The 26128-nt window shown below is 42.8% G+C and carries 20 protein-coding genes; 7 read left to right on the forward strand and 13 right to left on the reverse strand.

Going from position 1 to position 26128, the window contains the following annotated elements; all coding sequences use genetic code 11:
* Positions 1–115: 115 nt before the first annotated feature.
* A complete protein-coding gene (fdhF, locus tag DK428_RS08635) occupies positions 116–2275 on the forward strand; it encodes a formate dehydrogenase subunit alpha (RefSeq protein ID WP_239493762.1) in 2160 nt (719 codons plus the stop codon).
* Positions 2276–2388: 113 nt separating this feature from the next.
* On the opposite strand, the gene DK428_RS08640 is transcribed toward fdhF, so the two are convergent.
* From DK428_RS08640 to DK428_RS08655, 4 genes are all read right to left on the reverse strand, one after another.
* Positions 2389–3147 (reverse strand): iron ABC transporter ATP-binding protein, encoded by a 759-nt coding sequence (locus DK428_RS08640; protein ID WP_109063663.1) that lies wholly within the window; start codon positions 3145–3147, stop codon positions 2389–2391.
* Between the two features lie 11 nt (positions 3148–3158).
* Positions 3159–4100, reverse strand: coding sequence for an iron chelate uptake ABC transporter family permease subunit (locus DK428_RS08645; protein WP_109063664.1), 942 nt, complete (start codon positions 4098–4100; stop codon positions 3159–3161).
* A complete protein-coding gene (locus DK428_RS08650) occupies positions 4090–5055 on the reverse strand; it encodes an ABC transporter permease (RefSeq protein ID WP_048750275.1) in 966 nt (321 codons plus the stop codon). Before DK428_RS08650 ends, DK428_RS08645 begins: the two co-directional genes overlap by 11 nt.
* Before the next feature lie 76 nt (positions 5056–5131).
* Entirely contained in the window at positions 5132–6031 is a 900-nt protein-coding gene (locus tag DK428_RS08655; RefSeq protein ID WP_109063665.1) for a siderophore ABC transporter substrate-binding protein, read from the reverse strand.
* Positions 6032–6214: 183 nt separating this feature from the next.
* Between DK428_RS08655 and DK428_RS08660 the strand changes: the two genes are divergently transcribed.
* Both DK428_RS08660 and cpdB read left to right on the forward strand, forming a co-directional pair.
* Positions 6215–8440 (forward strand): TonB-dependent hemoglobin/transferrin/lactoferrin family receptor, encoded by a 2226-nt coding sequence (locus DK428_RS08660; protein WP_109063666.1) that lies wholly within the window; start codon positions 6215–6217, stop codon positions 8438–8440.
* Positions 8441–8642: 202 nt separating this feature from the next.
* Complete coding sequence (gene cpdB, locus DK428_RS08665; RefSeq protein ID WP_109063667.1) at positions 8643–10619, forward strand: 2',3'-cyclic-nucleotide 2'-phosphodiesterase; 1977 nt, start codon at positions 8643–8645, stop codon at positions 10617–10619.
* Between the two features lie 89 nt (positions 10620–10708).
* On the opposite strand, the gene fdhE is transcribed toward cpdB, so the two are convergent.
* Both fdhE and DK428_RS08675 read right to left on the reverse strand, forming a co-directional pair.
* Positions 10709–11626: a formate dehydrogenase accessory protein FdhE gene (gene fdhE / locus DK428_RS08670; protein WP_109063668.1), complete on the reverse strand. Its 918-nt coding sequence runs from the start codon at positions 11624–11626 to the stop codon at positions 10709–10711.
* Positions 11627–11715: 89 nt separating this feature from the next.
* Positions 11716–12831: a pyridoxal phosphate-dependent aminotransferase gene (locus DK428_RS08675; RefSeq protein ID WP_109063669.1), complete on the reverse strand. Its 1116-nt coding sequence runs from the start codon at positions 12829–12831 to the stop codon at positions 11716–11718.
* A 121-nt stretch (positions 12832–12952) separates the two neighbouring features.
* Here DK428_RS08675 and DK428_RS08680 point away from each other — a divergent pair, with 121 nt between their 5' ends.
* From DK428_RS08680 to qseC, 3 genes are all read left to right on the forward strand, one after another.
* On the forward strand, positions 12953–13384 hold the full coding sequence (locus tag DK428_RS08680) for a YgiW/YdeI family stress tolerance OB fold protein (RefSeq protein WP_109063670.1): 432 nt from the start codon (positions 12953–12955) through the stop codon (positions 13382–13384).
* Positions 13385–13478: 94 nt separating this feature from the next.
* On the forward strand, positions 13479–14150 hold the full coding sequence (locus DK428_RS08685) for a response regulator (protein ID WP_109063671.1): 672 nt from the start codon (positions 13479–13481) through the stop codon (positions 14148–14150).
* Positions 14134–15504, forward strand: coding sequence for a quorum sensing histidine kinase QseC (gene qseC, locus DK428_RS08690; RefSeq protein WP_204352458.1), 1371 nt, complete (start codon positions 14134–14136; stop codon positions 15502–15504). Before DK428_RS08685 ends, qseC begins: the two co-directional genes overlap by 17 nt.
* A gap of 392 nt (positions 15505–15896) precedes the next feature.
* Here qseC and ggt read toward each other — a convergent pair whose 3' ends face one another.
* The 7 genes from ggt to DK428_RS08725 all read right to left on the reverse strand — a co-directional run bounded on the left by ggt (position 15897) and on the right by DK428_RS08725 (position 23638).
* On the reverse strand, positions 15897–17669 hold the full coding sequence (gene ggt / locus DK428_RS08695) for a gamma-glutamyltransferase (protein WP_109063673.1): 1773 nt from the start codon (positions 17667–17669) through the stop codon (positions 15897–15899).
* Positions 17670–17808: 139 nt separating this feature from the next.
* The gene (locus DK428_RS08700; RefSeq protein ID WP_109092133.1) at positions 17809–18459 is read right to left on the reverse strand and encodes an IS1595 family transposase; all 651 of its coding nucleotides are present in this window, start codon (positions 18457–18459) and stop codon (positions 17809–17811) included.
* Positions 18460–18637: 178 nt separating this feature from the next.
* Entirely contained in the window at positions 18638–18883 is a 246-nt protein-coding gene (locus tag DK428_RS08705) for a YgjV family protein (protein WP_109065174.1), read from the reverse strand.
* 248 nt (positions 18884–19131) lie between these two features.
* The gene (gene argG, locus DK428_RS08710; RefSeq protein ID WP_109065175.1) at positions 19132–20469 is read right to left on the reverse strand and encodes an argininosuccinate synthase; all 1338 of its coding nucleotides are present in this window, start codon (positions 20467–20469) and stop codon (positions 19132–19134) included.
* Between the two features lie 168 nt (positions 20470–20637).
* Positions 20638–21468, reverse strand: a complete 831-nt coding sequence (locus DK428_RS08715; protein ID WP_109065176.1) for an SDR family oxidoreductase — start codon at positions 21466–21468, stop codon at positions 20638–20640.
* Positions 21469–21532: 64 nt separating this feature from the next.
* Complete coding sequence (locus DK428_RS08720) at positions 21533–22393, reverse strand: phosphoribosylaminoimidazolesuccinocarboxamide synthase (protein WP_050693459.1); 861 nt, start codon at positions 22391–22393, stop codon at positions 21533–21535.
* A gap of 231 nt (positions 22394–22624) precedes the next feature.
* Positions 22625–23638 (reverse strand): porin, encoded by a 1014-nt coding sequence (locus DK428_RS08725; protein ID WP_109065177.1) that lies wholly within the window; start codon positions 23636–23638, stop codon positions 22625–22627.
* Positions 23639–24517: 879 nt separating this feature from the next.
* Between DK428_RS08725 and prfC the strand changes: the two genes are divergently transcribed.
* On the forward strand, positions 24518–26101 hold the full coding sequence (gene prfC, locus DK428_RS08730) for a peptide chain release factor 3 (protein ID WP_109065178.1): 1584 nt from the start codon (positions 24518–24520) through the stop codon (positions 26099–26101).
* Positions 26102–26128 lie beyond the last annotated feature (27 nt).

Consider the following 26128-nt stretch of genomic DNA (forward strand, 5'->3'; position numbering starts at 1 on the left):
GTTCTAAATCAATAAATCCATAGTTTTTGTAAGTCTATAGGTGGGTTTTAGGGGTAATATATACCTTAAAATAATTATTTTAATCTCGTGTTGTATCTCAAATAAGGACATTACTATGACTATCAAAAAAGTGATTACCGTATGTCCGTATTGTGCCTCAGGTTGTAAAATCCATCTTTTGGTGGAAAACAACAAAATTGTGGGAGCTGAAGGTGCAAACGGCAGAACAAACGAAGGGGAGTTATGCCTAAAAGGATATTATGGCTGGGACTTTGTACATGACACAAAAATCCTGACTCCTCGATTGACTCAACCGATGATCCGCTACAAACGTGGCGAACCGTTCACCCCAGTGAGCTGGGAAGAAGCTATTTCTTACACTGCTAACCGTCTTAAAGAAATTAAAGAAAAGTACGGCAACGAATCCATCATGGTAACGGGGTCTTCCCGTGGACCGGGCAACGAAGTGAACTTCGTGATGCAAAAATTCGCCCGTGCGGTATTAGGCAATAACAACATTGACTGTTGTGCACGTGTGTGACATGGCCCATCTGTAGCAGGTCTGCTCAAATCAGTGGGTAATGGCGCAATGTCCAACTCAATCGTTGAGATTGAGGATACCAAGTGCGTGTTTATCTTTGGCTATAATGCCTCTACTTCTCACCCGATTGTGGCGCGTCGAATTAATCACGCGAAAGCAAAAGGGGCGAAAATCATTGTGTGTGACCCTCGTAAAATCGAAACTGCCCGAATTGCGGATATTTATGCGCCGCTTGCCAACGGGTCTAACGTGGCGTTCTTAAATGCCATGATGAATGTGATTTTGGAAGAAGGGTTGCAAGATCAAAAATTCATTGACGAACACACCGAAAACTTCGACGCGTTCTATGAGGTCGTGAAGGCTTATACGCCTGAATCCACTCAACATATCACCGGTATCGAACCTGAAATGTTGCGTGAAATCGCCCGTACTTATGCCAAAGCGGAAACAGCAACTATTTTGTGGGGTATGGGGGTTTGCCAATTCCGTCAAGGAGTAGAAGCCGTTCGTGCATTGGCAAGTTTGGCAATGCTCACCGGCAATCTCGGCAAACCAAATGTTGGGGTGAATCCGGTGCGTGGTCAAAACAACGTACAAGGCGCTTGCGACATGGGTGCGTTATTCAACACATTGCCGGGTTATCAAAGTTTTGCGAACCCTGAAATTAATGCGAAATTTGCGAAAGCTTGGGGCGTTCCATCAATCCCGACTAAACCGGGCGTGCCGTTAAGTGAAGTGCCGGAAGCTATCATGGAAGATAAAATCAAGGCCTTCTATATTATGGGCGAAGATACGTTACAAACGGAGCCTGATATTAATGCCGTTAAAAAAGCCTTTGAGAAAGTGGAATTCTTAGTTGTGCAGGATATCTTCATGACCCAAACTGCCGCGGAGGCGGACGTGTTATTGCCGGCAACCTCCTGTGCCGAACACGAGGGCGTGTATAGTGCTGCCGACCGTGGTTTCCAACGGTTCTATAAAGCCGTTGAACCGACCGGCAACGTCAAAGATGACTGGGTTATCATTAGCGAAATTGCCACTGCAATGGGTTACCCGATGCACTATAACAACACCAAAGAAATTTGGGACGAGTTGCGTGAGCTTTGTCCGATTTACAAAGGGGCAACTTACGAAAAAATGGAAGGCTTGGGTTATATTCAATGGCCTTGTACCGATGAAGGTCCTGAAGATCAAGGTACGCAATATTTGTATAAAGGCCAAATCTTTGACCGTCCAAACGGTAAAGCCGAATTCTTTGCCTGTGACTGGGAACCGCCAATGGAAGAAATGTCTGAAGAATTCCCATTGGTGCTTTCCACCGTGCGCGAAGTGGGGCACTATTCCTGCCGTTCAATGACCGGTAACTGCCGAGCACTTGCCGCCCTTGCCGATGAGCCGGGATTCGTACAAATGAACGATCAAGACGCTAAAAAGTTAGGCATTAAAAACAATGACTTGGTTTGGATTGCTTCGTCACGCGGTAAAGTGATTTGCCGTGCCGATGTCAGTACCCGAACCAACAAAGGTGCTTGTTATATGACCTATCAATGGTGGATTGGTAAATGTAACGAATTAACTGCCGAACATTTGAACCCGGGTTCTAGAACGCCGGAATACAAATACAGCGCGGTTCGTATTGAAAAAATTGACGACCAAGCTTGGGCAGAACGCTATGTGGTAACGGAATATACCAAACTCAAAAACCGCTTGAAACAAACCGCATTAGTGGCTTAGGGTTTGTATAAATTTAGCTAAAATAATGACCGCACTTTTAAGGATGAAAGTGCGGTCGTTTTTTCGAGTGTTTTTTGAATGGCTTTTTTGATGAAGTCAAAACGCACCATAGGTTACATATGGTGCACTACCAATCGTTTCCCTTGATAATCCAACACTTCCGCCTCTAAATTAAATACCGTTTTTAAATTCTCCTTGGTAATCATCTCTTCCGGCGTGCCGATCATGGCAATTTCACCGTTTTTCATGGCGACAATGGTGTCGGCATAGGCGGCCGCCATATTGATGTCATGCACCACCATTACCGTTGTCAGTGCCAGTTCATCGGTAAGTTGGCGTAGCAAGCGCATGAGCTCGCGGGCGTGGAACATATCGAGGTTATTTAATGGTTCATCAAGCAGTACATGATCGGTTTTTTGACAGAAGGTCATGGCAATCAGGGCGCGTTGACGTTGACCGCCGGAAAGTTCGCTAAGAAAACGATTAGCTAAGGGTGCTAATTCAAAACGTTGCAAGGCATCGCGGATAATGGCATTGTCTTCTTCCGTCGGGCGCCCCTGATGGTGCGGATAACGGCCGAAAATCAACAAATCTTTTACCGTAATGCGACTATGAATCACGTTATCTTGGGTCAGAATTGCCAGGTTTTGCGCAATTGTGCGTGATGGCGTGGTGGCAATATCCATATCATTTAGCCAAATTTGCCCTTGTTGAATCGGATTTAAGCGCGCAACCAAAGAGAGTAGCGTAGATTTACCGGCACCATTAGCGCCGATCAATGCGGTAATGCCACCGTTTGGGATGGTGAGATTAATGTTATTTAAAATCGTCGCCTGATTAATTTTATAGGTTATATTTTCAATTTTTATCACAAGAAATTCCTTTATTTTGCCCGTCTTAACATCAAATAGATAAACACCAATCCACCGACAAATTCGATAACTACGCTAAGCACACCCTGCATCTTCATTACCTGTTCGAACACGGCTTGACCGCTTACTAATGTGATGGCCGACACCATAAACGTCATTGGGATGCGAATGCTGTGGTGCATGGTCGGGCTGATGGCATTGACGATGGCACACACCAATAAGCCTAAAAACAGAATAGGTCCCACAAGTGCGGTGGAAATTGACACTAAAAATGCGCAGCAAATGAGTAATTGGCGGCTGAACTGATGATATTCCAAGCCTAATCCGATAGCGCGTTCACGCCCCAGTAGGAGTACATCTAATTTAAAACGTTGTTGCCAAATCCACAGGGCGCTGACCAATGTAATGACAGTACCAATCCATAATAAGGTTGGGTTCACCGTGTTAAAACTGGCAAAGGAAGATCCTTGTGCAACGGCGAATTCATTGGGATCGATCATGCGCTGTAGCAGGTTATTTACACTGCGGAAAAGCACACCGAAAATAATCCCTACTAAAATCATGCGGGCGAGGTCGCTGTTGTTTTTGCTGAGTGTACGGAATAACAGGAGTGCGCCAAGCAACATAAGCAAAGTTTCAAAAGCAAATTTGCCGGCCACATTGAGTTGCGTAAATCCAATCCCGCCGAAGAGAAACACTAAAATGCTTTGCACCAATAAATATAAGGAGTCAAAGCCTAAAATACTGGGTGTTAGAATCGGGTTATTGGTTAGGGTTTGGAACAGTAATGTAGATATGCCAATGGTGTAAGCCATCATCAGCAATAACAACAGTTTCTTTCCACGAAACGGCAAAATGAAATCCCAGTTACCATTGGCATGATAGGTCATAAAAAAGATGCAAGCAAACGTGAGTAGGGCACCGAGTAATAACATGACGCGATTATTTTGCATTGGCTTTCCCCTTAAATAACAAATAGAGGAAAATCAATGTGCCGACAATGCCGAAAATGGTCGAAATCGGTACTTCATAAGGTGCGTTAATGACTCGACCTATAATGTCGCAAATCAAGACCAAATTGGCGCCGAGCAACACAACCGAAGGCAGATTTTGGCGTAATCGGTCACCGGCTAAGCGGGAAATAATATTCGGTACAACCAGGCCGATAAAGGGAATTTGCCCAACGGTGACTACGACTACCGCGGTAATCATAGCCACTACAATTAACGCAAACCACGTCATTTGACGATAATTAATCCCTAAGCCGGTACTTATATTTTTCCCCAGTCCGGTAATGCTCAGACGATCGGCCATAATATAAACCACCACAGCAAGGGCGGCGGTAAGCCATAATAATTCATAACGTCCTGCCAAGATGCCGGAAAAATCGCCGGAAAACCAAATGGACAAGGTTTGTAAGCTGTCTGTTTCGTAGGCAAGAAAGGTGGTCATCGCCTCAATAATATTACCGAACACAATCCCCACCAACGGCACCATGAGACGTTGATGTGGCGGCAATTGCTGTAACAATAAGGTAAAAATACCCATGCCAATGAGTGCGGAGACGGTGGCGACGGACATTTTGAGAAGCAAGGCGGCGCTTGGAAATAATAGGCTGGTTAATAAAATTCCCAATGCCGCGCTTTGACTGGCACCGATCATGCCCGGCTCAATAAAGCGATTTTTTAAGACAATTTGTAATACCATGCCTGCCACGCCAAGGGTCGCTCCCACTAAAATCACGGCGAAGGTACGAGGCAATCGACTGACTAACAGGACTTGCATTTGTTCCGGTTGAGAAAAAAATTGAGACCAATGGAAATCGGCTACGCCCACGGTAATACTTAATGCGGCGAGTAATACAAGAATTAAAAAATTAATCCGATTTAACGTGAAAATTCCAGACATGATGTTTTTTTAAGTAATAAAAACGTTCTCTCCGCTTGGCATGAAGGCGATACAACGGAGAGAACGATAAGCGTGATTATTTTTTCTCGAAAGCGGTTTTAATCGCGTTTAAGTCCGTTTTTAATTGTTCCGCACCGCCCGGGGCTAAGTAGGAGGCGCTACTGAGATAAACGACATTACCGTTTTTCCAGGCTTTAGTGCGACGAACCAATTCATTATCCAACACTTCTTTGGCGGTTTTACCTTCTTCGCCAATAGCAGAAATGCGATCTAACACAAACAACCAGTCAGGATTGGTTTTTTCAATAAACTCAAAGCTCGCCGGTTGGCCATGACCGGTACCTTTAATGCTCGGATCCGCCATTGGTACGCCAAGTTCATCATGGATAAAACTTAAACGATAACCGCTACCGAATGCGGAAATTTTGCCACCGTTGACTAAAATAATTAAACCGTTCCCTTTGTCTTTCACGGCTGCTTTAGTGTCTTTTAATAAGGTTTCCAATTCACCTTTTAACTTATCTGCAGCCGCTTGTTTATCAAATAAACGGCCGAAACTGTCAATGCGTTGAATGCCGCTTTCTACTAATTTATCGCCGTTATCGGTTAAATCGATCGTTTTTGCAATGGCGCTGACATCATCAAATTTTTTCGCCGTGCGGGTCCCGACAATAATTAAATCAGGTTTAAGTTCATTTAAGGCTTCAAGGTTTGGCTCAAAAATGGTACCGACATTTTTTGCCGAATCTAAGGTTGGTTTTAAATAAGGAAGGACTTTTGCCACATCCGCTGCGCCATCGACTTTCACACCCAAGGCTTGTAACGTATCCAAACTGCCGGTATCAAACACCGCTATTTTGGCGGGTGGTGCATTTAACGTAACATCACCACGCGCCGTCGGAATGCTGATTTCTTTCGCTAACGCAGATGTCGCCATCGCGATACAGGTTAATGTTAGCAGTGTTTTTTTCAACATCATAAATCTCCTTAAAATATAATTGAAAATAATTCTCATGTATTTTAACGAGATTTATTAGAAGGTAAACCTAAATTTTCGAATGTTAAAAACGATTTTTCATATTCCTAGAATTTTAGTTGGTTATCCCATTATTCACCTATATAATCGAGAATAATTCTTAATTATAAATATGGAGTTACTATGCTTAAAAAAACAAAGTTGGCGGCATTGGTTGTAGCGGTTTGTACCTATCAAAATATGGCATTGGCGGAAGAAACCAGTCAATTAGAAGAAATTTCTGTGGTTGAAATTGAAACCAGCGATACGTTGGTCAATACCAAAGTAGATCGTAAAGATATTTACTTACGCCAAGCAAAAGATGTTAAAGATTTATTTTCCAATAAATTAGACGTCAACGTCAGTCAATTGCAAACGGCGCGTTCCGGTGGAGAAGGCGTGAATATTCGTGGTTTGCAGGGGAACCGTGTGACCACAACGGTAGATGGCATCCCATTGCCGGAAGCACAAGAAAGCAAACATTTTATTTCTTATGGCGTGGAATTCGGACGTGCCGATTATGTGGATGTGAGTAGTTTGCGTAGCGCCGATGTGCAATATGCCGGTTCTGCCAACAGTTTATCGGGCAGCGTGAATTTCGCTACATTAGAACCTGTTGATTTGTTGAAGGGGCGCGCCCTCGGCGGCTTTATTGGAAGCGGTTATAACAGCGCCGATAATTCCGTTTACGGCACTGTTGGCGGCGCAGGCAAAATCGGTGCTTATCAAGGCATGGTAATGACCACCATTCGTAACGGCGATCAAACCAAAAACAAAGGCACTAATGGCGGTACCGGCGTAAACCGTACCGAACCAAATCCGGCAGACACGCAAAATAATTATGTTCTTACCAAACATTACTATCAGCTAAATGATCAACATCGGGTTGGTGCCGCTTTTGAATATCAACGTAAAAAAATTAAGACCGATTTACTGACATTAAATGATACCAACATTGACAGAGCCACCGGTATTCAAACCAAAGGCTATTCCATTGACCGCGTGAAACGTAGCCGTTTTTCATTCAGCCACGATTATAATAATGAGCACGGTTGGTTACAAAATGCGAAAACACAGGTTTATTATCAAAATGCCGGTACCGATAATTATCGTCATCGTTTAGGAACGAATAATTACCGTTTTGAAGAATCTAACGTTAACTATAAAACGTATGGTATTAACAGCAATTTAATGAGCTTTATTGATGGAAATATTCCGCAAGTTCTGCGTTATGGTTTAAGTTACAACCACACCAAAGCGACAAATTATTTGCACTATGAACGTCCTGCTTACGGCAATTCGCGCCACGCTAATTTCAATGGAAAACCGACATCAGACACGAAACAGCATAAAATTACAGGCTATTTTGAAGATGAAATTGCTTTTGGAAAATGGGTTGTCACGCCGCAAGTCGGTTTTGTGCATTATCGGATGACGCCTTCCGGTAGTCATAGTGACGTGGCACAATTCCAACCGGCAAAACGTTCTGAAACCAAATTTGCGCCGAAGTTAAGTTTAGAATATCGTGCCGCACCGGAATTTATTCCATATGCACAATATTCCCGTGGTATAAGAACGCCGTCACCACAACAATTAACCTCTTATTTCTTTGAAAGCGTTAATTATTTCATTCCGGGATTAGGGCCTCAAACCGCTAATGTCGCGGTGGTCGGTAACCCTAATTTGCGTTCCGAAACCGCCGATAACTTTGAAATCGGGGTGAAAGGTCAAAATGAAAAACTGCAATATTTGGTCACCGGGTATTACAACCACTATAAAAACTTTATTGATTGGGTATCCAAACCAACGCAAGGTTATACCACCTTTATTCAATACGACAATTTAGATAAGGCCAAAGTGTATGGTTTTACTGCCGATGTGAAATGGACGTTTTATGATGATTTCTATTTGACGAAAGGCATTTCTTACAGTCGCGGCAGAGCCACCAATAACGGCGTTAAAACACCAATTAATAGTATTCAACCGTTAAAAGTGAAATTCGGTTTAGGCTATGAAGGGGACACCTATGGCGCCAATATTCAATGGACTTATAACCGTGGTAAATCCGATAAAGATATTGAACAATCTTCCGCGTACTTGTACAACCCGACAGGCAGTTATTCATTGTTTGATTTAGGCGTTTATTGGAAGCCGGTGGAAAATCTGACGTTAACCGCCAATGTAAACAATCTGTTTAATAAAAAATACTGGAACTGGAACGACATTTCTTATCTTGCCTTGTTAAGTAAAGCAACGCAGGATCAAGGTCGCGATCCGCTCAGTATCCCATTGGCGATTACTTCCGGCAATGCTGATCGTTACAGCGCACCGGGACGTAATTTTAACGTCGGCATTCGTTATGAGTTTTAAAAACAGCTGAAATTTCGACCGCACTTTTGCCAACCTCCATGTTGTTTTAAAGTGCGGTCATTTTTTTCGGCAAATTTATTGTCTTGCCTAGCCAAAATTTATGGTCAAAAACGACCGCACTTTTCCTTTCAAAGCCCTCGCAATTTACTTACAATAACGCCGTATTTTTCCTAACTTACTTTTCCTAACGACGGAGCTTATTATGATAAATAGAAGACGTTTTATTCAAATCGGCGCGAGCAGCGTACTGGCGCTCAGTTGTCATCGCATGGCGTTCGCGAAAAGCGATAACCAAGTCGATTTACGCATTATCGGTACCACCGATATTCACAGTTTCTTGACGGATTTTGACTATTACAAAGACGCGCCGACAGAGAAATTCGGTTTTACCCGTGCGGCAAGTTTGATTCGTCAAGCCCGTGCGGAAGTAAAAAACAGCGTGTTGGTGGATAATGGCGATTTGATTCAAGGCAACCCGATTGCCGATTATCAAGCGGCAGTGGGCTATAAAGAAGGTAAACCGAACCCGGCGGTGGATTGCTTAAATGCTATGCATTATGAAGTGGGAACATTGGGTAACCACGAGTTTAACTACGGTTTGGATTATTTAGCCGATGCTATTAAACAGGCGAAGTTCCCGATTGTGAACGCCAACGTGGTGAAAGTGGGAACAGAGGAGCCTTATTACACGCCTTATGTGATTCAGGAAAAAACGGTGGTGGACAATAAAGGCAAGTCACATAAGCTAAAAATCGGTTATATCGGTTTTGTGCCGCCGCAAATTATGGTGTGGGATAAAGCCAATTTAACGGGCAAGGTGGAAACCCGCGACATTGTAAAAAGTGCGCAAAAATATGTGCCGGAAATGAAGAAAAAAGGCGCGGATATTATCGTTGCATTAGCACATACCGGCCCATCCGACGAGCCGTATCATGAGGGCGCAGAAAACTCCGCGTTCTATCTTGCCGATGTGCCGCACATTGATGCGGTGATTTTCGGTCACTCCCACCGCTTGTTCCCGAATAAAGAATTTGCCAAATCACCAAATGCGGATATTGCCAAAGGCACCGTAAAAGGCGTGCCGGAAAGCATGGCGGGCTATTGGGCGAACAATATCAGTGTCGTGGATTTGGTATTGAGCGAGCATAACGGCAAATGGATTGTGACCGACGGCAAAGCGGTATTACGTCCGATTTATGATGCGGAAAACAAAAAGGCGTTGGCAGAAAATGACCCGGAAATGACCGCACTTTTAAAAGAAACCCATGAAGCGACCCGTAAATTCGTATCACAGCCGATTGGTAAAGCTACCGACAATATGTATAGCTATTTGGCATTGGTGCAAGATGATCCAACCATTCAAATTGTTAACCAAGCGCAAAAAGCCTATGTGGAAAAAGTTGCTCCAAGCGTACCGGCCATGGCTGGCTTGCCAATTTTAAGTGCGGGCGCACCGTTTAAAGCGGGCGGTCGTAAAAACGATCCGACAGGCTACACCGAAGTGAACAAAGGCGAGTTAACGTTCCGCAATGCAGCGGATTTGTATTTGTATCCGAATACCTTGGTGGTCGTGAAAGTCAGTGGCGAGCAACTGAAAGAATGGTTGGAATGCAGCGCGGGGATGTTTAAGCAAATCGATCCGGCGAGCGATAAACCACAATCTTTATTGGATTGGGAAGGCTTCCGCACCTATAACTTCGATGTGATCGACGGTGTCAATTACGAATACGATTTAACCCAACCGCCACGTTATGACGGCGAGTGCAAGTTAATCAACCCAAATGCACACCGCGTGGTGAATCTGACTTACCAAGGCAAACCGGTGGATCCGAAAGCGGAATTCTTAATCGCGACCAATAACTACCGTGCTTACGGTAATAAATTCCCGGGCACCGGCGACAAGCACATTGTTTACGCTGCGCCGGATGAAAACCGCCAAGTGTTGGCAGATTACATCAAAGCCACCAGTGAAAAAGACGGTGCAGTGAACCCACGTGCCGACAAGAACTGGCGCTTCGTGCCAATTAAAGGCAATGATAAATTAGATGTCCGCTTTGAAACGTCACCAAGCGAACAAACGGCGCAATTTATCAAAGAAAACGCCCAATACCCAATGAAACAGGTGGGCACTGATGAAGTGGGATTTGCGGTATATCAAATTGATTTATCCGGCAAATAATTCTTCCAAAAATAAAAGGCATCCGATGGATGCCTTTTTTCTTGTTAAAGTGCGGTGGTTTTTTCACAGTTTTTTTTGAACCGTTTGATTTATTCCGCCGGGAACACAAACGGATTCAAACCGCTTTTCATAAAGCCTTTTTTCTCCATTTCCATATCTAAAAAGATAGACGCCAAATCGTCAGCGATGACCTCGATTTTCGGATCTTTTTCTTGGAATAAGGCTTTCAGGTAACTACGGCAACTTCCGCAACTTTCGCTACGAATCGCGGCTAAATGTTCATCGAATGACCAATAATCCAAGTCACTGCTTTGCCCGCAGTTGGTGCATTGTGTACGAACCATGTTCCATTCGCTTTCGCATAAAGAACAATGCAGATAGCGCAAACCTTGATTTGTGCCTAAATGAATCATACTGGCGGTTGGGGAAGAACTACAAACCGGACAAATATGTAGCTCCTCTGAGCTTTCTTGTTTGGCATTATGTGGAATTTGTTGCACTAATTGGAACCAATACAAGGATAATGCCGCCCACACAAACACTGCTTTATCGCTGGAAATGTTAGCAAATTCTTGTGTCAACAGGTTGTCGGCAAAGTCTTCCAATTCGCTATCGGCGGCTTTTTCCAACCATTCGATTGTCGTGAGAATCTGGTCGTTGGCAGAGGGTTTCAATTTTTCCAAAAGTGCGGTCAATAATTTTCGCCAAATCGGATCACGTTGCCAGTTTTTTATATCCAACGGTTTATTCGCCAATTGTTCACCGGAAAGCGCCTGCAAACGCGGTTCTTTTGGAATCGGCATGTTTTCCAGCAGTTCCAATTGGGCATCTGCAATCGCCGCAGCGAATAACAGATAATCAGCAAGCGGATGCTCCTGTGCCAATTCTCTTAAACGCGCGGCGCGGCGTTGATATAAATTTTTCGGGTTGGAGAACAACAGTGGTGGCGCGGTATAAAACGCAGCCGCGTGTTTAATTTCATTTTCGGGAAGGATTCGGATACTCATAATTTTTCATTTTTGGGTGATAGAAAGTAAAAATTCGTACTTATTATAGGCGCATAAATTTGCCATTCAATGACCGAAACGGGTAATTTTTATTTATTCGCTAGCCATTGTTTAATGCGGTTTACCCCTTCTTGCAAATGCTCGATATTGCGCGTGTAAGCAAAACGCAAATAATGCTTCGTGCCGTTTTGGCCGAAATCAATTCCCGGTGTCGTGGCGACCTGAATTTCATGGAGCATTTGTTTGGCAAATTCGTAACTGTCATCGGTGTATTTAGATACATCCGCCCATAAATAAAAAGCGCCTTGCGGTTTAAATTCAATGGTGAAAATGTCTTTTAAGGCGTTGTATAAAAAATCGCGGCGTGCTTGGAATTGTTGTTTCACATGGGCTAAATGTGCTTCATCAAAGGCTTCTAATGCCGCATATTGGCTTAATGTCGGTGCGGAAATAAAGATGTTTTGCGCAATAATTTCCGCTTCACGCACTTTATCCTCCGGCACGATGATCCAGCCCAAGCGTAAGCCAGGCATACAGAAATATTTGGAAAAACCGTTAATCACATAAGCCTTGTCGTTAAATTGCAATGCTGTTGCTGCGGTTTCGTCATACACCAAACCGTGATACAACTCATCGGAAATAAACGCAATGTCGTGTTCGCGGCAATATTCGTTGAGGGCTTTCAAACGTTCGGCTGTATAAATATTGCCTGTCGGGTTTGCCGGCGAGGAAATTTGTAGTGCTTTAATTTTGTGGCGTTTTAATTGCTCTACACTTAATTGATAACAATCTTGTTTATCCACCGGCATGAATTCCGGCTGAATATCCATCATATAAGCAAAATTTTTATAGCAAGGATAAGACGGATCCGTTAAACCTAATTTGTCACCGTTATTTAAGGTGAGGGCGTAAGCCACTAAAAATGCGCCGCTGGTACCGGGGGTAAGTAAAATGCGATTGGGGTTAATGTTGACTTGATAAGTGCGGTCATAATAGTCGGCGATTTTTTCCCGTAACGCTTTCAATCCAAGACTTTCTGTGTAACTAAATTGATTTTGTGTCACCGCATTTTGTAAGGCGGCTTTTACGTTATCCGATGGCGGCAAATCCGGTTGACCAATTTCAAAGTGGATGGCATTGGGGTATTTTGCTGCTTCCCGTACAATATCCATCACAATGAAAGCAGACATTTGGTCATAGCGCATATATTTTCCTTATTTGATAAAAAATGATTCTCTTAATACTTTCTTAATGTTCCGTTGGTTTAATAGTTCTCAACAAAGCGAAGGGGCTTTGTATGATTAACCTTACAAAGGAGATTGAAAAATGAAGAAAGTTAGTTTAGCAACAATTTTAGCATTATCAACCGTTGCCGTAACAGGCGCATTTGCCGAGGGCGGTTTTCAAGGTCCAAGCGTAAAACAGCCACAACAGCAACCTCAACAACATCATTACAAAGATGATTTCAAACGTGGTGGTTTCATCAATTCAAATCAAAGTGTGAGTAAGGCCTCTGAAGCCAATTCTTGGTTAGATGATCAATACATCATTTTACAAGGACACATTGTAAAACAAGTGGGTAAAGACGATTTTATTTTTAAAGATAGCACCGGTGAAATCCGTGTAGAAATTGAGCGTAAAGCATGGCGCGGACAAGATATTTCACCAAATGATGAAGTGAAACTTTACGGTGAAGTGGATAAATCCTGGGAAAAAACAGAAGTTGATATTGATCGCGTAGAAAAAATTGTAAAATAACCTCCAATAAAAAAGGAGATACAAAAAGTGGTGTCATGCCACTTTTTGTTTATTTGGGTAAATGTATTTTCAATAAAAGTGCGGTAGGTTTTTTATGCGTATTTTATTAATTGAAGACGATCCGTTAATCGGTAATGGGATTCAAATCGGCTTAACCAAATCAGGTTTTGCGGTGGATTGGTTCACCGATGGTAAAATCGGCTTGGAAGCCGCCCAATCGGCACCTTATGACGCGGTCGTATTAGATTTGACGTTGCCGAAAATGGATGGTTTAGATGTATTGCAAGCTTGGCGCCAGAAAGGTATTGATGTGCCGGTGTTGATTCTCACTGCACGGGATACCGTAGATGAGCGCATTACAGGTTTGCAACGCGGTGCAGACGATTACTTATGTAAACCTTTTGCTTTAGCAGAAGTGGTAGCACGCTTGCATGCATTAATTCGCCGCCGTTATGGTCACGCCAATCCTGTGATTCAACACAGTTTGGTACGCTTTGAGCCAAATCAACGCAAGGTATTTTTGCGTGATCAGGAAATTTTCCTCACTACTCGAGAGTATAAGTTGCTCGAACTGTTTATGTTGAACAAAGAGCGCGTGCTTAGCCGTCATTTTATTGAAGAAAAACTTTACACCTGGGATAATGAAGTGAGTAGTAATGCGTTGGAAGTACATATCTATAATTTACGCCAAAAACTCGGTAAACAATTTATCCGAACCGTACATGGTGTGGGCTATGCTTTAGGAAAAAATGATGAAGAGGATTAATTGGCGCAATAGTAGTTTGCGTTTCCGGCTCATCGCAATTCTTTCGCTAGTGTCTATTTTTATATGGTTGCTTTCAACAGCGGTAGCGTGGTTTCAAGTTCGCCAAGAAGTCAATCAAGTCTTTGACGCACAACAAATCTTATTTGCCGAACGGTTGGCATCTTCCGATTTACGCAATATTTTAATTGGCCATCATCGTGAATTTAAACGACCACCATTTAAAAAATCGAAATTTAATGACGATGCATTGGCTTTTGCTATTTTCACCCCTGATGGCAATATTGCGCTGAGTGATGGTGAAAATGGCGATAATTTTATTTTTTCTCCGAAAAAAGGCTTCTCTCAAAGTCATATTCGGGGTGATGATGAAGACTGGCGTATATTTTGGCTTCCGGCTGCCGACGGTCAGCTTATAATCGCAGTGGGACAAGAACAGGAATATCGCGATGATCTGATCAATCAAATGGTATTCGGGCAAATGTGGATTTGGTTTGCCAGTTTGCCGTTTTTATTGGCGGTGCTTGTTTTTATTATCCATAAAGAATTACGTAGTCTAAAACAAATCGGCGAGCAAGTCGCACAGCGTACGCCTGATGACACCTCATTGCTCAAAACCGACAATCTGCCTTCTGAAGTGTTGCCATTGATTCACAGTTTGAATCAATTTTTCGACCGCACTTCTACGATGTTATTGCGCGAGCGTCGTTTTACCTCCGATGCCGCTCATGAGTTACGCAGCCCACTGGCCGCATTGCGTATTCAAACGGAAGTGGCGCAAATTGCCGGCGATGATTCTGTTTTACGTGAACAGGCATTGGATAATCTCACCAAAGGCATTGATCGCGCGACACAACTTATTGAACAATTATTAACCTTATCCCGTTTAGATAACCTGAAAGAATTGGATGATTTGCAGGAAATTCACTGGCAACAACTGATCCCATCGCTTATTGGCGAGTTGTATTTCCATGCGGAAAAACGCCAAATCGACATTCAATTTGAAGAAGCCGGTATTCCGTCTATACAAAAAGGGCAACCGCTATTGCTCTCGTTAATGTTACGCAACCTGATTGACAATGCGATTCGCTATTGTCCAGAAGGCAGTCGGATCAAAGTACAGTTGAAGAAACACAAAATTTCAGTGGAAGATAATGGTGGTGGTGTTGACGACGCCGATCTGGCAAAACTCGGTCAGCGTTTTTACCGTCCCGCAGGACAAAATGAAAAGGGCAGTGGCTTAGGTTTATCTATCGTTCACCGCATTGCTGAGCTACATCATTATAGAGTGCGGTTAAAAAATACGACGGATTCGAACGGTGTCAGAACCGGATTACTGGCGGAGATTTTGTTGTAATCCATGTGATTAAAAGGTCGCGTAACAATGCGGCCTTTTATTTTTTGAGGTGTTATATTGAAAAAATGTCGGTATTAAGTAGTAAATGCACAAAACGCTTGCTGAGCTTGTCGAAGCATTCGTTTTGTGTATCGGAGATGCGGGAAATTACTTACACTTCGACAAGCTCAGTGACCGTAATTTCAGCTTTGTGCAACTGCTACATAATTTCGAAAAATACTTAGAAAATTGACCGCACTTTTTGATGCAAAAATAAAATCCCCGTGTAAATTGCCTAAACATACGTTAATTTTTAGGAAAATTAACGCTAAGAAAAGATAAGCAATTTATCCGAGGATGTTTCTTTTTGCCTACTTTTCTTCGCATAACAACAAAGAAAAGTAGGCGTGCTCTTAATACCCGATTGTTTTCCCTTCAGGATTGCGTGGGTCGGAATAACCATAGAAGCCATTTTCGGTGGCTTGGATGATTTGAACCCGTCCCATTGGGGCTTTTTCTTTAATGTTGTAACCTTGTGCTTTGAGTAAAGACAAGGTATCCGGACTTAAGCCTTCTTCTATACGTAACTCATCAGGCAACCATTGATGATGAACGCGCGGGGTCACGATAGCTTCCGCTGGGTTCATTTTGTGGTCGATGGTATTGACGATACTTTGTAGCACGGTCGTGATAATTCGTGCGCCACCCGGGCTACCGGTGACTAACCACGGTTTATTGTCCTTCATCACTAAGGTTGGCGTCATGGATGAAAGCGGGCGTTTTTGCGGCGCAATGGCATTGGCCTCACCACCGATAAGCCCAAAAGCGTTTGGTACGCCCAGTTTGGCGGAGAAATCATCCATTTCGTCATTTAACAGAATTCCTGTGCCTTCTGCCACAATGCCACTACCGAAGTTAAAGTTGAGGGTATAGGTCACCGCCACCGCATTACCATGCTTATCCATAACGGAAAAATGGGTGGTTTGGTCACTTTCGTAAGGTTGCGGCTTACCCGGTTTAATTTCACTTGCCGCTTTCACTTTACTGTCGCTAATATCTTGGGCTAATTCATCAGCGTATTTTTTCGAGATTAAGCCTGTTACCGGAATTTTTACAAAATCAGGATCGCCTAAATATTCGGAACGGTCAGCATAGGCAAGTTTCATCGCTTCCGCCAAATAATGAATGCTTTTGGCACTGTTCACGCCGTAATCAGCCATCGGATAGCGTTCCAAAATATTCAAAATTTGCACTAAATGCACTCCGCCGGAACTTGGTGGCGGCATAGTCACCACTTTATAACCGCGATATTCGCCTTCAATCGGTTTACGTTCCACAACTTTGTAGCCTTTTAAATCTTCCAGCGTGATTAGGCCTTGATTTTTCTCCATTTCAGCGACAATTTTCTTGGCAATATCGCCTTCATAAAAGGCTTTTGCCCCTTGTTTGGCAATCAGTTTTAGAGAGTTAGCCAAGTCTTTTTGCACTAACAAATCGCCTTCTTGCAATGGCTCGCCATTTTTAAAGAAGATGGCTTTTGATTGCGGCCATTTGCCTAAATTGTCTTTTTCTTCTTTTAATGTACTTGCTAACATCGGGCCAACTACAAAGCCCTTTTCTGCCAATTTAATGGCCGGTGCAATGACTTGAGCGAGGGACATTGTGCCCCATTTTTTCAAGGTGTATTCCATACCGGCAACAGTGCCCGGCACGCCTACGGCAAAATGAGTGTAAAGAGAACGACCGTCAATCACGTTACCGTCTTTATCCAAATACATATCACGATCTGCTTTCAACGGAGCTGTTTCACGGAAATCCACGGAATAATTGCCGCCACTTTTGGCATCGTGCAATACCATAAAGCCACCGCCACCAATATTGCCTGCGTTAGGCAAAACCACCGCCAGCGCAAAGCCTACGGCAACGGCCGCATCAACAGCGTTACCACCTTGGCGTAAAATGTCTGCGCCCACTTGAGTGGCTAAACCTTGTTCACTGGCAACCATGCCCTGTTTGGCATAAACAGGATGGAAGATATCATTGGCACTGTCATAACGCGCTGCTGCCAATTCCGTTGCTGATGGTGTGCTAGCCGGTTGATTAGCTATGGCAAATGGGCTTCCCACTGCGAGGGCAATAGAAAGCGCTAAACTGTTAAATAAGCATTTGGTGGCGAGTTTTTTCATATTTTCTCCTGTTGTGTGTGCAATAACTGCTTTGAGGTTAACCTACTTTTTGTGATTAAAACAACAAGAGATAGTAAGGTGAGCGATGAATTTGTGACTTAGATCATGTTTTGATTTTTTTTGGGGCTGTACTAGATAACTAGACCAGAATCTCTTTAACCAATTGTTTTAGAATGGAAATTTGAGATTTTATTTCACTGTTGTTAAAGCGCCATTCGCATTCCTTCAAATACAGCTCAAAATGCGCTTTGGGAATGCCATTAAACTTGCGCAAATGACGTTTTGCTTGGTTCCAAAAATTCTCAATTCCGTTTATATGGTTATGATTTTCAGCAAAATGCGTACTGTGATTGATGCGGAAATGACTAAATTCGCTGACATCAAGCACATCATAACTACGGTAAGTGTCAGTGTAAACAATGCTGTCAGGCTTAACTTTCTCACGAATAATTGGCAATAGTGTTGCTGATTGAGCATTTGGTGCAACTACGGTATAAACTTTACCATTTCTCTTGAGAAGTCCGAATACCGCGACTTTGCCTGCTGCGCCACGACCACGCTTACCTTTGCGAATACCGCCGAAATAGCTTTCATCGGCTTCAATTTCTCCTTCAAACATTTCCAAATGCAGGCTTGTTTGATAAATGAGTAAACGTAATCGGTGAAAGTAATAAGCGGCTGTATTTTTGTTTACATTTACCAACTCACTTGCTGTTCTAGCCGTAACACCTGCGACAAACAGTTCAATGAGTTTATTTTGTTTATGCTGACTTAAGCGACTTTTTCTCATTTAAGCATTCTAATCTAAATGAAAGATTTAGTCGTTATCTAGTACAGCCCCATTTTTTTTAATGTTTCAGATAAATAAATTTTATGTGATTTCGTTTTGTAGAATAAAGAAAAGAGGGCGGTCATGTATTATGAAAAATACGAAAAAACTGACCGCACTTTTGGTCGAAAAAGGGGGACTATTTTACGTGGGTAATCTTACTAGCCGTTTTTAAACGCCATAACTGATAAATATGTACGACGACTAAAAATGCGTTCAACAGTGCCACCGGGTAGGTTTGGGTGATGAGGGCGTAAATTACGAATAATGCGGCGCCGATACTGTTAACGATACGAAGCGGAACGATGGATTTAAATAAAAAAGACGCAGCGACAATCAATGTTGCGACATAACCTAAAATTTCAACGGAATCGATTTCAAACATAAATTACCTCAAATGGGGGGGTAAAAGAGGTGGGTATAATATGGCAAATAGCGAACAGTTGCAAAATCTTTACAAATGGAGGCGAGAGTGCGCTCGGGTTTTAGCGGCGTTTTTGTGGTAAAAAAGCGCATATAATGCGCCCTATAGATCAGAGTTATTTTATCCTGCGAAAATTAACCGCACTTTTGAGAAAGGCGTTCAGCGCGTTCGCCAATCTCAAAAGTGCGGTGATTTTTTTCAGCGTTTTTTTATGCTTTTTTGTATAACTGCGGTAGCGCGGAATCTTTGTTTTTCGCAAGCAAACCGGTGCGGGAATAGATGCCGAGTTTGTCGCGGGTGTCGGTGATATCAAGGTTGCGCATGGTTAATTGACCGATACGATCCACCGGATCAAACGGCGCATTTTCCACTTTTTCCATACTCAAACGCTCCGGATGATAGGTTAAGTTCGGAGATTCGGTATTGAGTAAGGAATAGTCGTTACCGCGGCGTAATTCTAAGGTGACTTCGCCTGTAACGGCACGGGCAACCCAACGTTGGGCGGTTTCGCGCAACATTAAGGCTTGCGGATCGAACCAACGACCTTGGTATAGCAAACGACCTAAGCGAATGCCGTTAATACGATACTGTTCAATGGTGTCTTCGTTGTGAATACCGGTGACCAAACGTTCGTAAGCGATGTGCAATAGCGCCATGCCCGGGGCTTCATAAATGCCGCGAGATTTGGCTTCGATGATGCGGTTTTCGATTTGGTCGGACATACCTAAGCCGTGACGACCACCAATACGGTTGGCTTCTAAGAACAATTCCACGATATTATCGAAAGTTTTGCCGTTTAATGCTACCGGTACGCCTTCTTCAAAACGCACGGTCACTTCTTCCGCGTTGATTTTCACATCTTCACGCCAAAACGGAACGCCCATGATTGGGTTAACGATGCGAATACCGGAATTTAAAAATTCCAAATCTTTGGCTTCGTGGGTTGCACCAAGCATGTTGGAGTCGGTGGAGTAGGCTTTTTCAACGGACATTTTGTAATCAAAGCCATTTTCGATTAAGAAGTTGGACATTTCAAAACGGCCGCCTAATTCATCGATAAATTGTTGATCCAACCAAGGTTTATAGATTTTTAAATTTGGGTTGGTCATTAAGCCGTAGCGATAGAAACGTTCAATATCGTTGCCTTTGTAGGTGCTACCGTCGCCCCAAATATTTACGTCATCTTCTTTCATGGCAGACACCAACATGGTACCGGTGACGGCGCGGCCTAAGGGGGTGGTATTGAAATATGTTAAACCGCCGGTAGAAATATGAAACGCGCCACACTGAATGGCGGCGACACCTTCTTGGGCTAATTGGGTGCGGCAATCGATTAAGCGTGCCATTTCTGCGCCGTATTCTTTCGCTTTGCGTGGAATTGCATCGTAGTCATCTTCATCCGGTTGGCCTAAATTGGCAGTGTAAGCGCAAGGAATTGCACCGTGTTGGCGCATCCAAAGCAAAGCCGCGCTGGTGTCTAAGCCACCGGAAAAGGCGATGCCGACTTTTTCACCTTTAGGTAAGTGTTGCAAAATAGTATTTGACATATTTTTCTTTCCTTATTTGTGTTTGTGATAATTTCTGTGTGCTGTGGTCAATTATTAACCCATGTTATTCATCATTTAGCCCTTTTAGAACTGTTTTAGATTTTCCAAAAGGGAAAACTATACTTAACCCAGGGCAATTAATACCCCGGGGAGAAAACGAATACATGGTTATCCTTCTGTTGGAAGCATTAAATTCGGATCCGGATACTGGTAAACAAATTCTAATTCATTGCAAATTTTTTCAGCCATGATAATACGCTGCGGATCGTGTTCCGTACTGATAAAGTGCGGTGGTTCCAGCGCGTATTTTTCTGCGGCGTGGCGGTAATATTCTTCCCGCGTCGGGTGAATTGGTGCGGCCAAATGGTATAAGCGATAGCCTCCGGGCGTTTCTAACAATAATTGAATGGCACGGGCGCAATCGTCTAAATGGACCAAATTCACCGGAGAATGACCGCACTTAAGCTCCTGTTTACCGGCAAGAGAGTAAATCGGGTGGCGATCGTTACCAACTAAGCCTGCAAAACGAATAATGTCGCAATCAATGTCTTGCATCTGAGCTAATCCGTTTTCGATTTCAACCAATGCTCGACCAATATCGCTATCCGGTTGTGGAGTAACAGACTCGTCAAAATAAGCGGAAATATCAGGAAAAACAGAAGTGGAGCTAATAAAAATAATATGACTAACGCCATGTAACAAGGCTTCGTTAACCAAATTTTGTACGCTTTGGACGTACTGATTGAGATCAAAAAAATATTGGCTTGGTGGAATATTAATGATCAACGAATCAACATTGAGTAGTGCACTGACATCGTCAGGATCGGCATTAATTTCAGGGGTGAGTTCTAAATGATAGGCTTCCAAACGCATTAAACGCATTTGTTCTACACCTTCGTGGGTTCGTTTTGTTCCTTTTACATCCCAGCCTAGATTTTTTAAATGTCGTGCTAGTGGCAAACCTAGCCAACCTAACCCGACAATGGCGACCGACCTCATATTACTCCTATTCCAATTATAAAAACTCCCACTATTCTAATGCATAGCGGGAATACCTTTAAAGCTATTTCGTCAATAAATCCAAGGCCTCTTGATATTTATCAACGGTTTTTTGAATGACATTTGCAGGCACTTTCGGTGCCGGTGGTTGTTTATTCCAACCACTATTTTCCAACCAATCACGAATAAATTGCTTATCGAAGGATGGCGGATTTGTGCCTTCTTGATAGGTTTCTACCGACCAAAAACGACTGGAATCCGGCGTTAATACTTCATCCATCAATGTTAATGTGCCGTTTTCATCTAAGCCGAATTCAAACTTAGTGTCGCAAATGATAATACCTTTGGTTAGTGCGTATTTTGCCGCTTCAGTATAAAGAGCGATGGCTTTTTCTTTCACTTGTGCCGCTAAATCTTTACCAATGAGTTTTTCGCATTCGGCATAGCTGATATTAATGTCATGATTGCCGATTTCTTCTTTACTGGACGGTGTGAAAATCGGCTCAGGCAATTTACTGGCTTCCACCAAGCCTTTTGGTAATTCTAAGCCGCAAATGGTACCGGTTTGTTTATAATCTTTCAGACCGCTGCCGGTTAAATAACCGCGAACAATGGACTCGATTTTAATTGGGGTTAAGCGTTTACAAACTACGGCGCGATCTTTTACCAAGTCCGCTTCGGCTTTTGGGAGCACATCATAAACGCTATCGCCGGTGAAGTGATTTGGCATGATATGGGCAAGTTTATTGAACCAGAAATTGGAAATTTTGGTAAGAATTTCGCCTTTACGCGGAATCGGATCATCTAAAATCACATCGAAGGCCGATAAACGATCTGTCGCTACCATTAGCATCCGTTTATCATCAATTTCATATAAATCGCGGACTTTGCCCGAATAGATTTTTTTTAGACTAAGTTGTGTCATGTTATTCCCTTTTTATCTGCGTAAAAATCGTGGCGCGTATTGTACCGCATTTTTGACGCAAACGTTTGCATTTTTTATGGATAACCGTATGAATTGTATTTATCTGTGTTAGCACATCATAAAGTGCGGTCGATTTTTATCGCGTTTTATAATGCACTAGCGTATAGAAGCAAAAAGAGCGACGACTCGCGTCGTCGGCCTCAAAAAAAGACAGTAGCATTGTGTTAAAAATTAGAACAGGATACGTACACCTACCCCCACACGACCCGCATCAGCCACTTTTTTGCCGTTTTCTTTAACTTGTGCTTTTCCACCTTCAAGGTAAACGGCAATCTGTTTGCTGAATTTATGATCTACGCCAAGTACCCAGCCTCTGTGTTTACCGTTAGCTTGTCCTTCATTTTTACCGGTACCCCATAAATATGCACCGTAAAGAGCATTTTTCTCTGTTAACTCGACTTTAAAACCTAAGTCGAAACGGTCGATTTTTTCATATTTAGCACTCATGCTATGTTTGAAATTATAACCTCTGTGACCTTTAGGTGAGTGGCCGTGTGCCCAGTCTAAACCAAGGCTGACAGTTTTATATTTTACATCAAAGCCAACGCCTAGCATTTTTTGTTTGTAGTCATCTGCCGGAGTGATGCCTTTGATGATTTCAACATAACCGGAACCGAATCTTACGGCTAGATCATCCCATTGACCATCATAGAATGCGCCTACACCGTAACCTTGACCGTTTGCGGCTTCGGATTTATTTGCTTCGCCGAAATAGTAGTCTGCTGCAAATCGGAAGCCGGAAAATTTATTTGACATAAAATGAACGGCTTTAGGTGCGGAATCGTGTAAAACGTTGCCGCCTAATTCGTAAGAGTAGTTTGCTTTAGGAATGTGGTCGCCTAATGTTAATTGGCGGCCGAAGGTTAATGACCCTACATCTTCATGTGAGAATCCCACGAATAAACGTTGGGTTTTTACGCCGTCACCTACAGTGCCGTTCGTTGTGAAACGGAGTTCAACCGCACTTAATGCTGTAAAACCGCCACCCAGTTCTTGGAATGCGCGAACGCGTACGCGGGAACCGCGGTCCACTAAATCGGTACGTTTACCTTTTACTTTGACGATTTCTAGTGCGCCACGTCCGTCTAAATCAATTTTTGTGCCTTCATTCTTATAAATGACAGTAGCGTTTGCTGAAGTAGCTGCCATGGCCGCAAGTGCAAATGCGATAAGCGTTTTTTTCATATTGGTCACCTTGTAGTTGGTTTTAACAAAATTGATGGTAATTCCCTTTACTAAAATTGAGAAATTTCACTCCATTTTTTATTATTTGATGGCGTATTTCTTAATTTTGAATTAACGCTAATCAATGATTTTTATGATGTCAACTGAGCTCTAAATATTGCTAAAAAATAAATTTGTTTAAATTTCAAAGTGTTAATTTATTTTGACTATTTTTTATTGCATGAAAAATTGTTATTTAGATCACATTTTTGATATTTTTTTAACGAAGATTTATCTAGTGTTTTTTGTAATTGTATGATTTATAAGATTATTTAATAATTTTAAAATTTAACAAAAAATAAAATAAATCATTTTAAATTTAGAGAGGGATTTCATTTTAATTTTGTGACTTGGATCACAAGGTTTTGTGTGAATTCGCTTTTAAAAACAATGAGGTAGAAAACTCCTTCACTCCATTTGAAATGAAAGGCTATCCTATTTTCTGTATTTTCAGTTTAAAGTGCGGTCAATATCGAATGCGTTTAAAGCGGTATTATGTAGCAAATGCACAAAACGCTTGCTGAGCTTGTCGAAGCATTCGTTTTGTGTATCGGAGAAGCTGAAATGACTTACACTTTGACTAGCTCAGTGACCGTCATTTCAGCTTTGTGCAACTGCTACATAATTTCGTTTTAAAGCAAAACAATCTGAAAAAACACCGCACTTTTTATTGTCGGCACTATATGAATAAATGGATTACCACCTTTTAAGAAATGGTCGGCCTGCATTTCCAGGCTTGAAAAAACGGGCTAAAAAGCATATAGTTGCGCGACTAATTTATCGGCCGTCTTAAGACGGTTTTCTTTATTCTTCTTAAATCAAATAAGTAACAGACAAATCATGACATACCCACAAGAACAGGTTAACAAACGTCGCACCTTTGCGATTATTTCTCACCCCGACGCGGGTAAAACCACCATCACTGAAAAAGTGTTGCTTTACGGCAACGCCATTCAAAAAGCCGGTTCGGTAAAAGGCAAAGGTTCTGCGCAGCACGCGAAATCCGACTGGATGGAAATGGAGAAACAACGTGGGATTTCCATTACCACCTCTGTGATGCAATTTCCATATAACGATTGTTTGGTGAACTTGCTGGATACCCCGGGGCATGAGGATTTCTCTGAAGATACTTACCGCACTTTAACCGCTGTGGATAGCTGTTTGATGGTGATTGATTCTGCGAAAGGGGTTGAGGATCGCACCATTAAATTAATGGAAGTTGCCCGTTTGCGCGACACACCGATTATCACGTTTATGAACAAACTTGACCGTGACATTCGTGATCCGATGGAGTTGTTGGACGAAGTGGAAAACGTGTTGAAAATTCACTGCGCGCCCATTACTTGGCCTATCGGCTGTGGCAAATTGTTCAAGGGCGTGTATCATTTATACAAAGATGAAACCTATCTCTATCAAACCGGGCAAGGGCACACTATTCAAGAAGTGCGAATTGTAAAAGGCTTGAATAATCCGGAATTGGATAACGCCGTAGGTGACGATTTGGCACAACAATTACGTGATGAATTAGAACTGGTAAAAGGCGCCAGCAACGAATTTGACTTAGATTTATTCCTAAACGGTGAACTGACACCGGTCTTTTTTGGTACGGCGTTAGGGAATTTCGGTGTGGATCATTTCCTTGACGGCTTAACAGAATGGGCGCCGGCGCCACAAGCCCGTCAGGCAGACGTGCGTAAAGTGTCTGCCGATGAGGAAAAATTCAGTGGTTTTGTGTTCAAAATTCAAGCCAATATGGATCCGAAACACCGCGACCGTGTTGCGTTCTTACGCGTCGTGTCCGGAAAATACGAAAAAGGCATGAAACTCAAACATGTACGTATCGGCAAAGATGTGGTGATTTCGGACGCTTTAACCTTTATGGCGGGTGACCGCGCGCATGCGGAAGAGGCTTATGCCGGTGATATTATCGGCTTGCACAATCACGGTACGATTCAAATCGGCGATACGTTTACTCAAGGGGAAGATCTAAAATTCACGGGTATTCCAAACTTTGCACCGGAATTATTCCGTCGTATTCGTTTGAAAGATCCACTCAAGCAAAAACAATTATTAAAAGGCTTGGTACAGCTTTCCGAGGAAGGCGCTGTGCAGGTTTTCCGTCCGTTGCTGAATAACGATTTAATCGTTGGTGCAGTGGGCGTGTTGCAGTTTGATGTGGTCGTTTCGCGCTTGAAATCCGAATACAACGTAGAAGCCATTTACGAAACCGTTAATGTGGCAACAGCGCGTTGGGTTGAATGTACCGATGCGAAAAAATTTGAAGAGTTTAAACGTAAAAACGAGCAAAACTTGGCGTTAGACGGTGGTGATAACCTCACTTATATCGCCCCGACTATGGTCAATCTCAACCTTGCGCAAGAGCGTTACCCTGATGTGACATTCTTCAAAACCCGCGAACATTAAGCCGTTCAAAAACGTTAAAAAAGAAGA

It is taken from the genome of Aggregatibacter kilianii (assembly GCF_003130255.1).
Classification (GTDB): domain Bacteria; phylum Pseudomonadota; class Gammaproteobacteria; order Enterobacterales; family Pasteurellaceae; genus Aggregatibacter; species Aggregatibacter kilianii.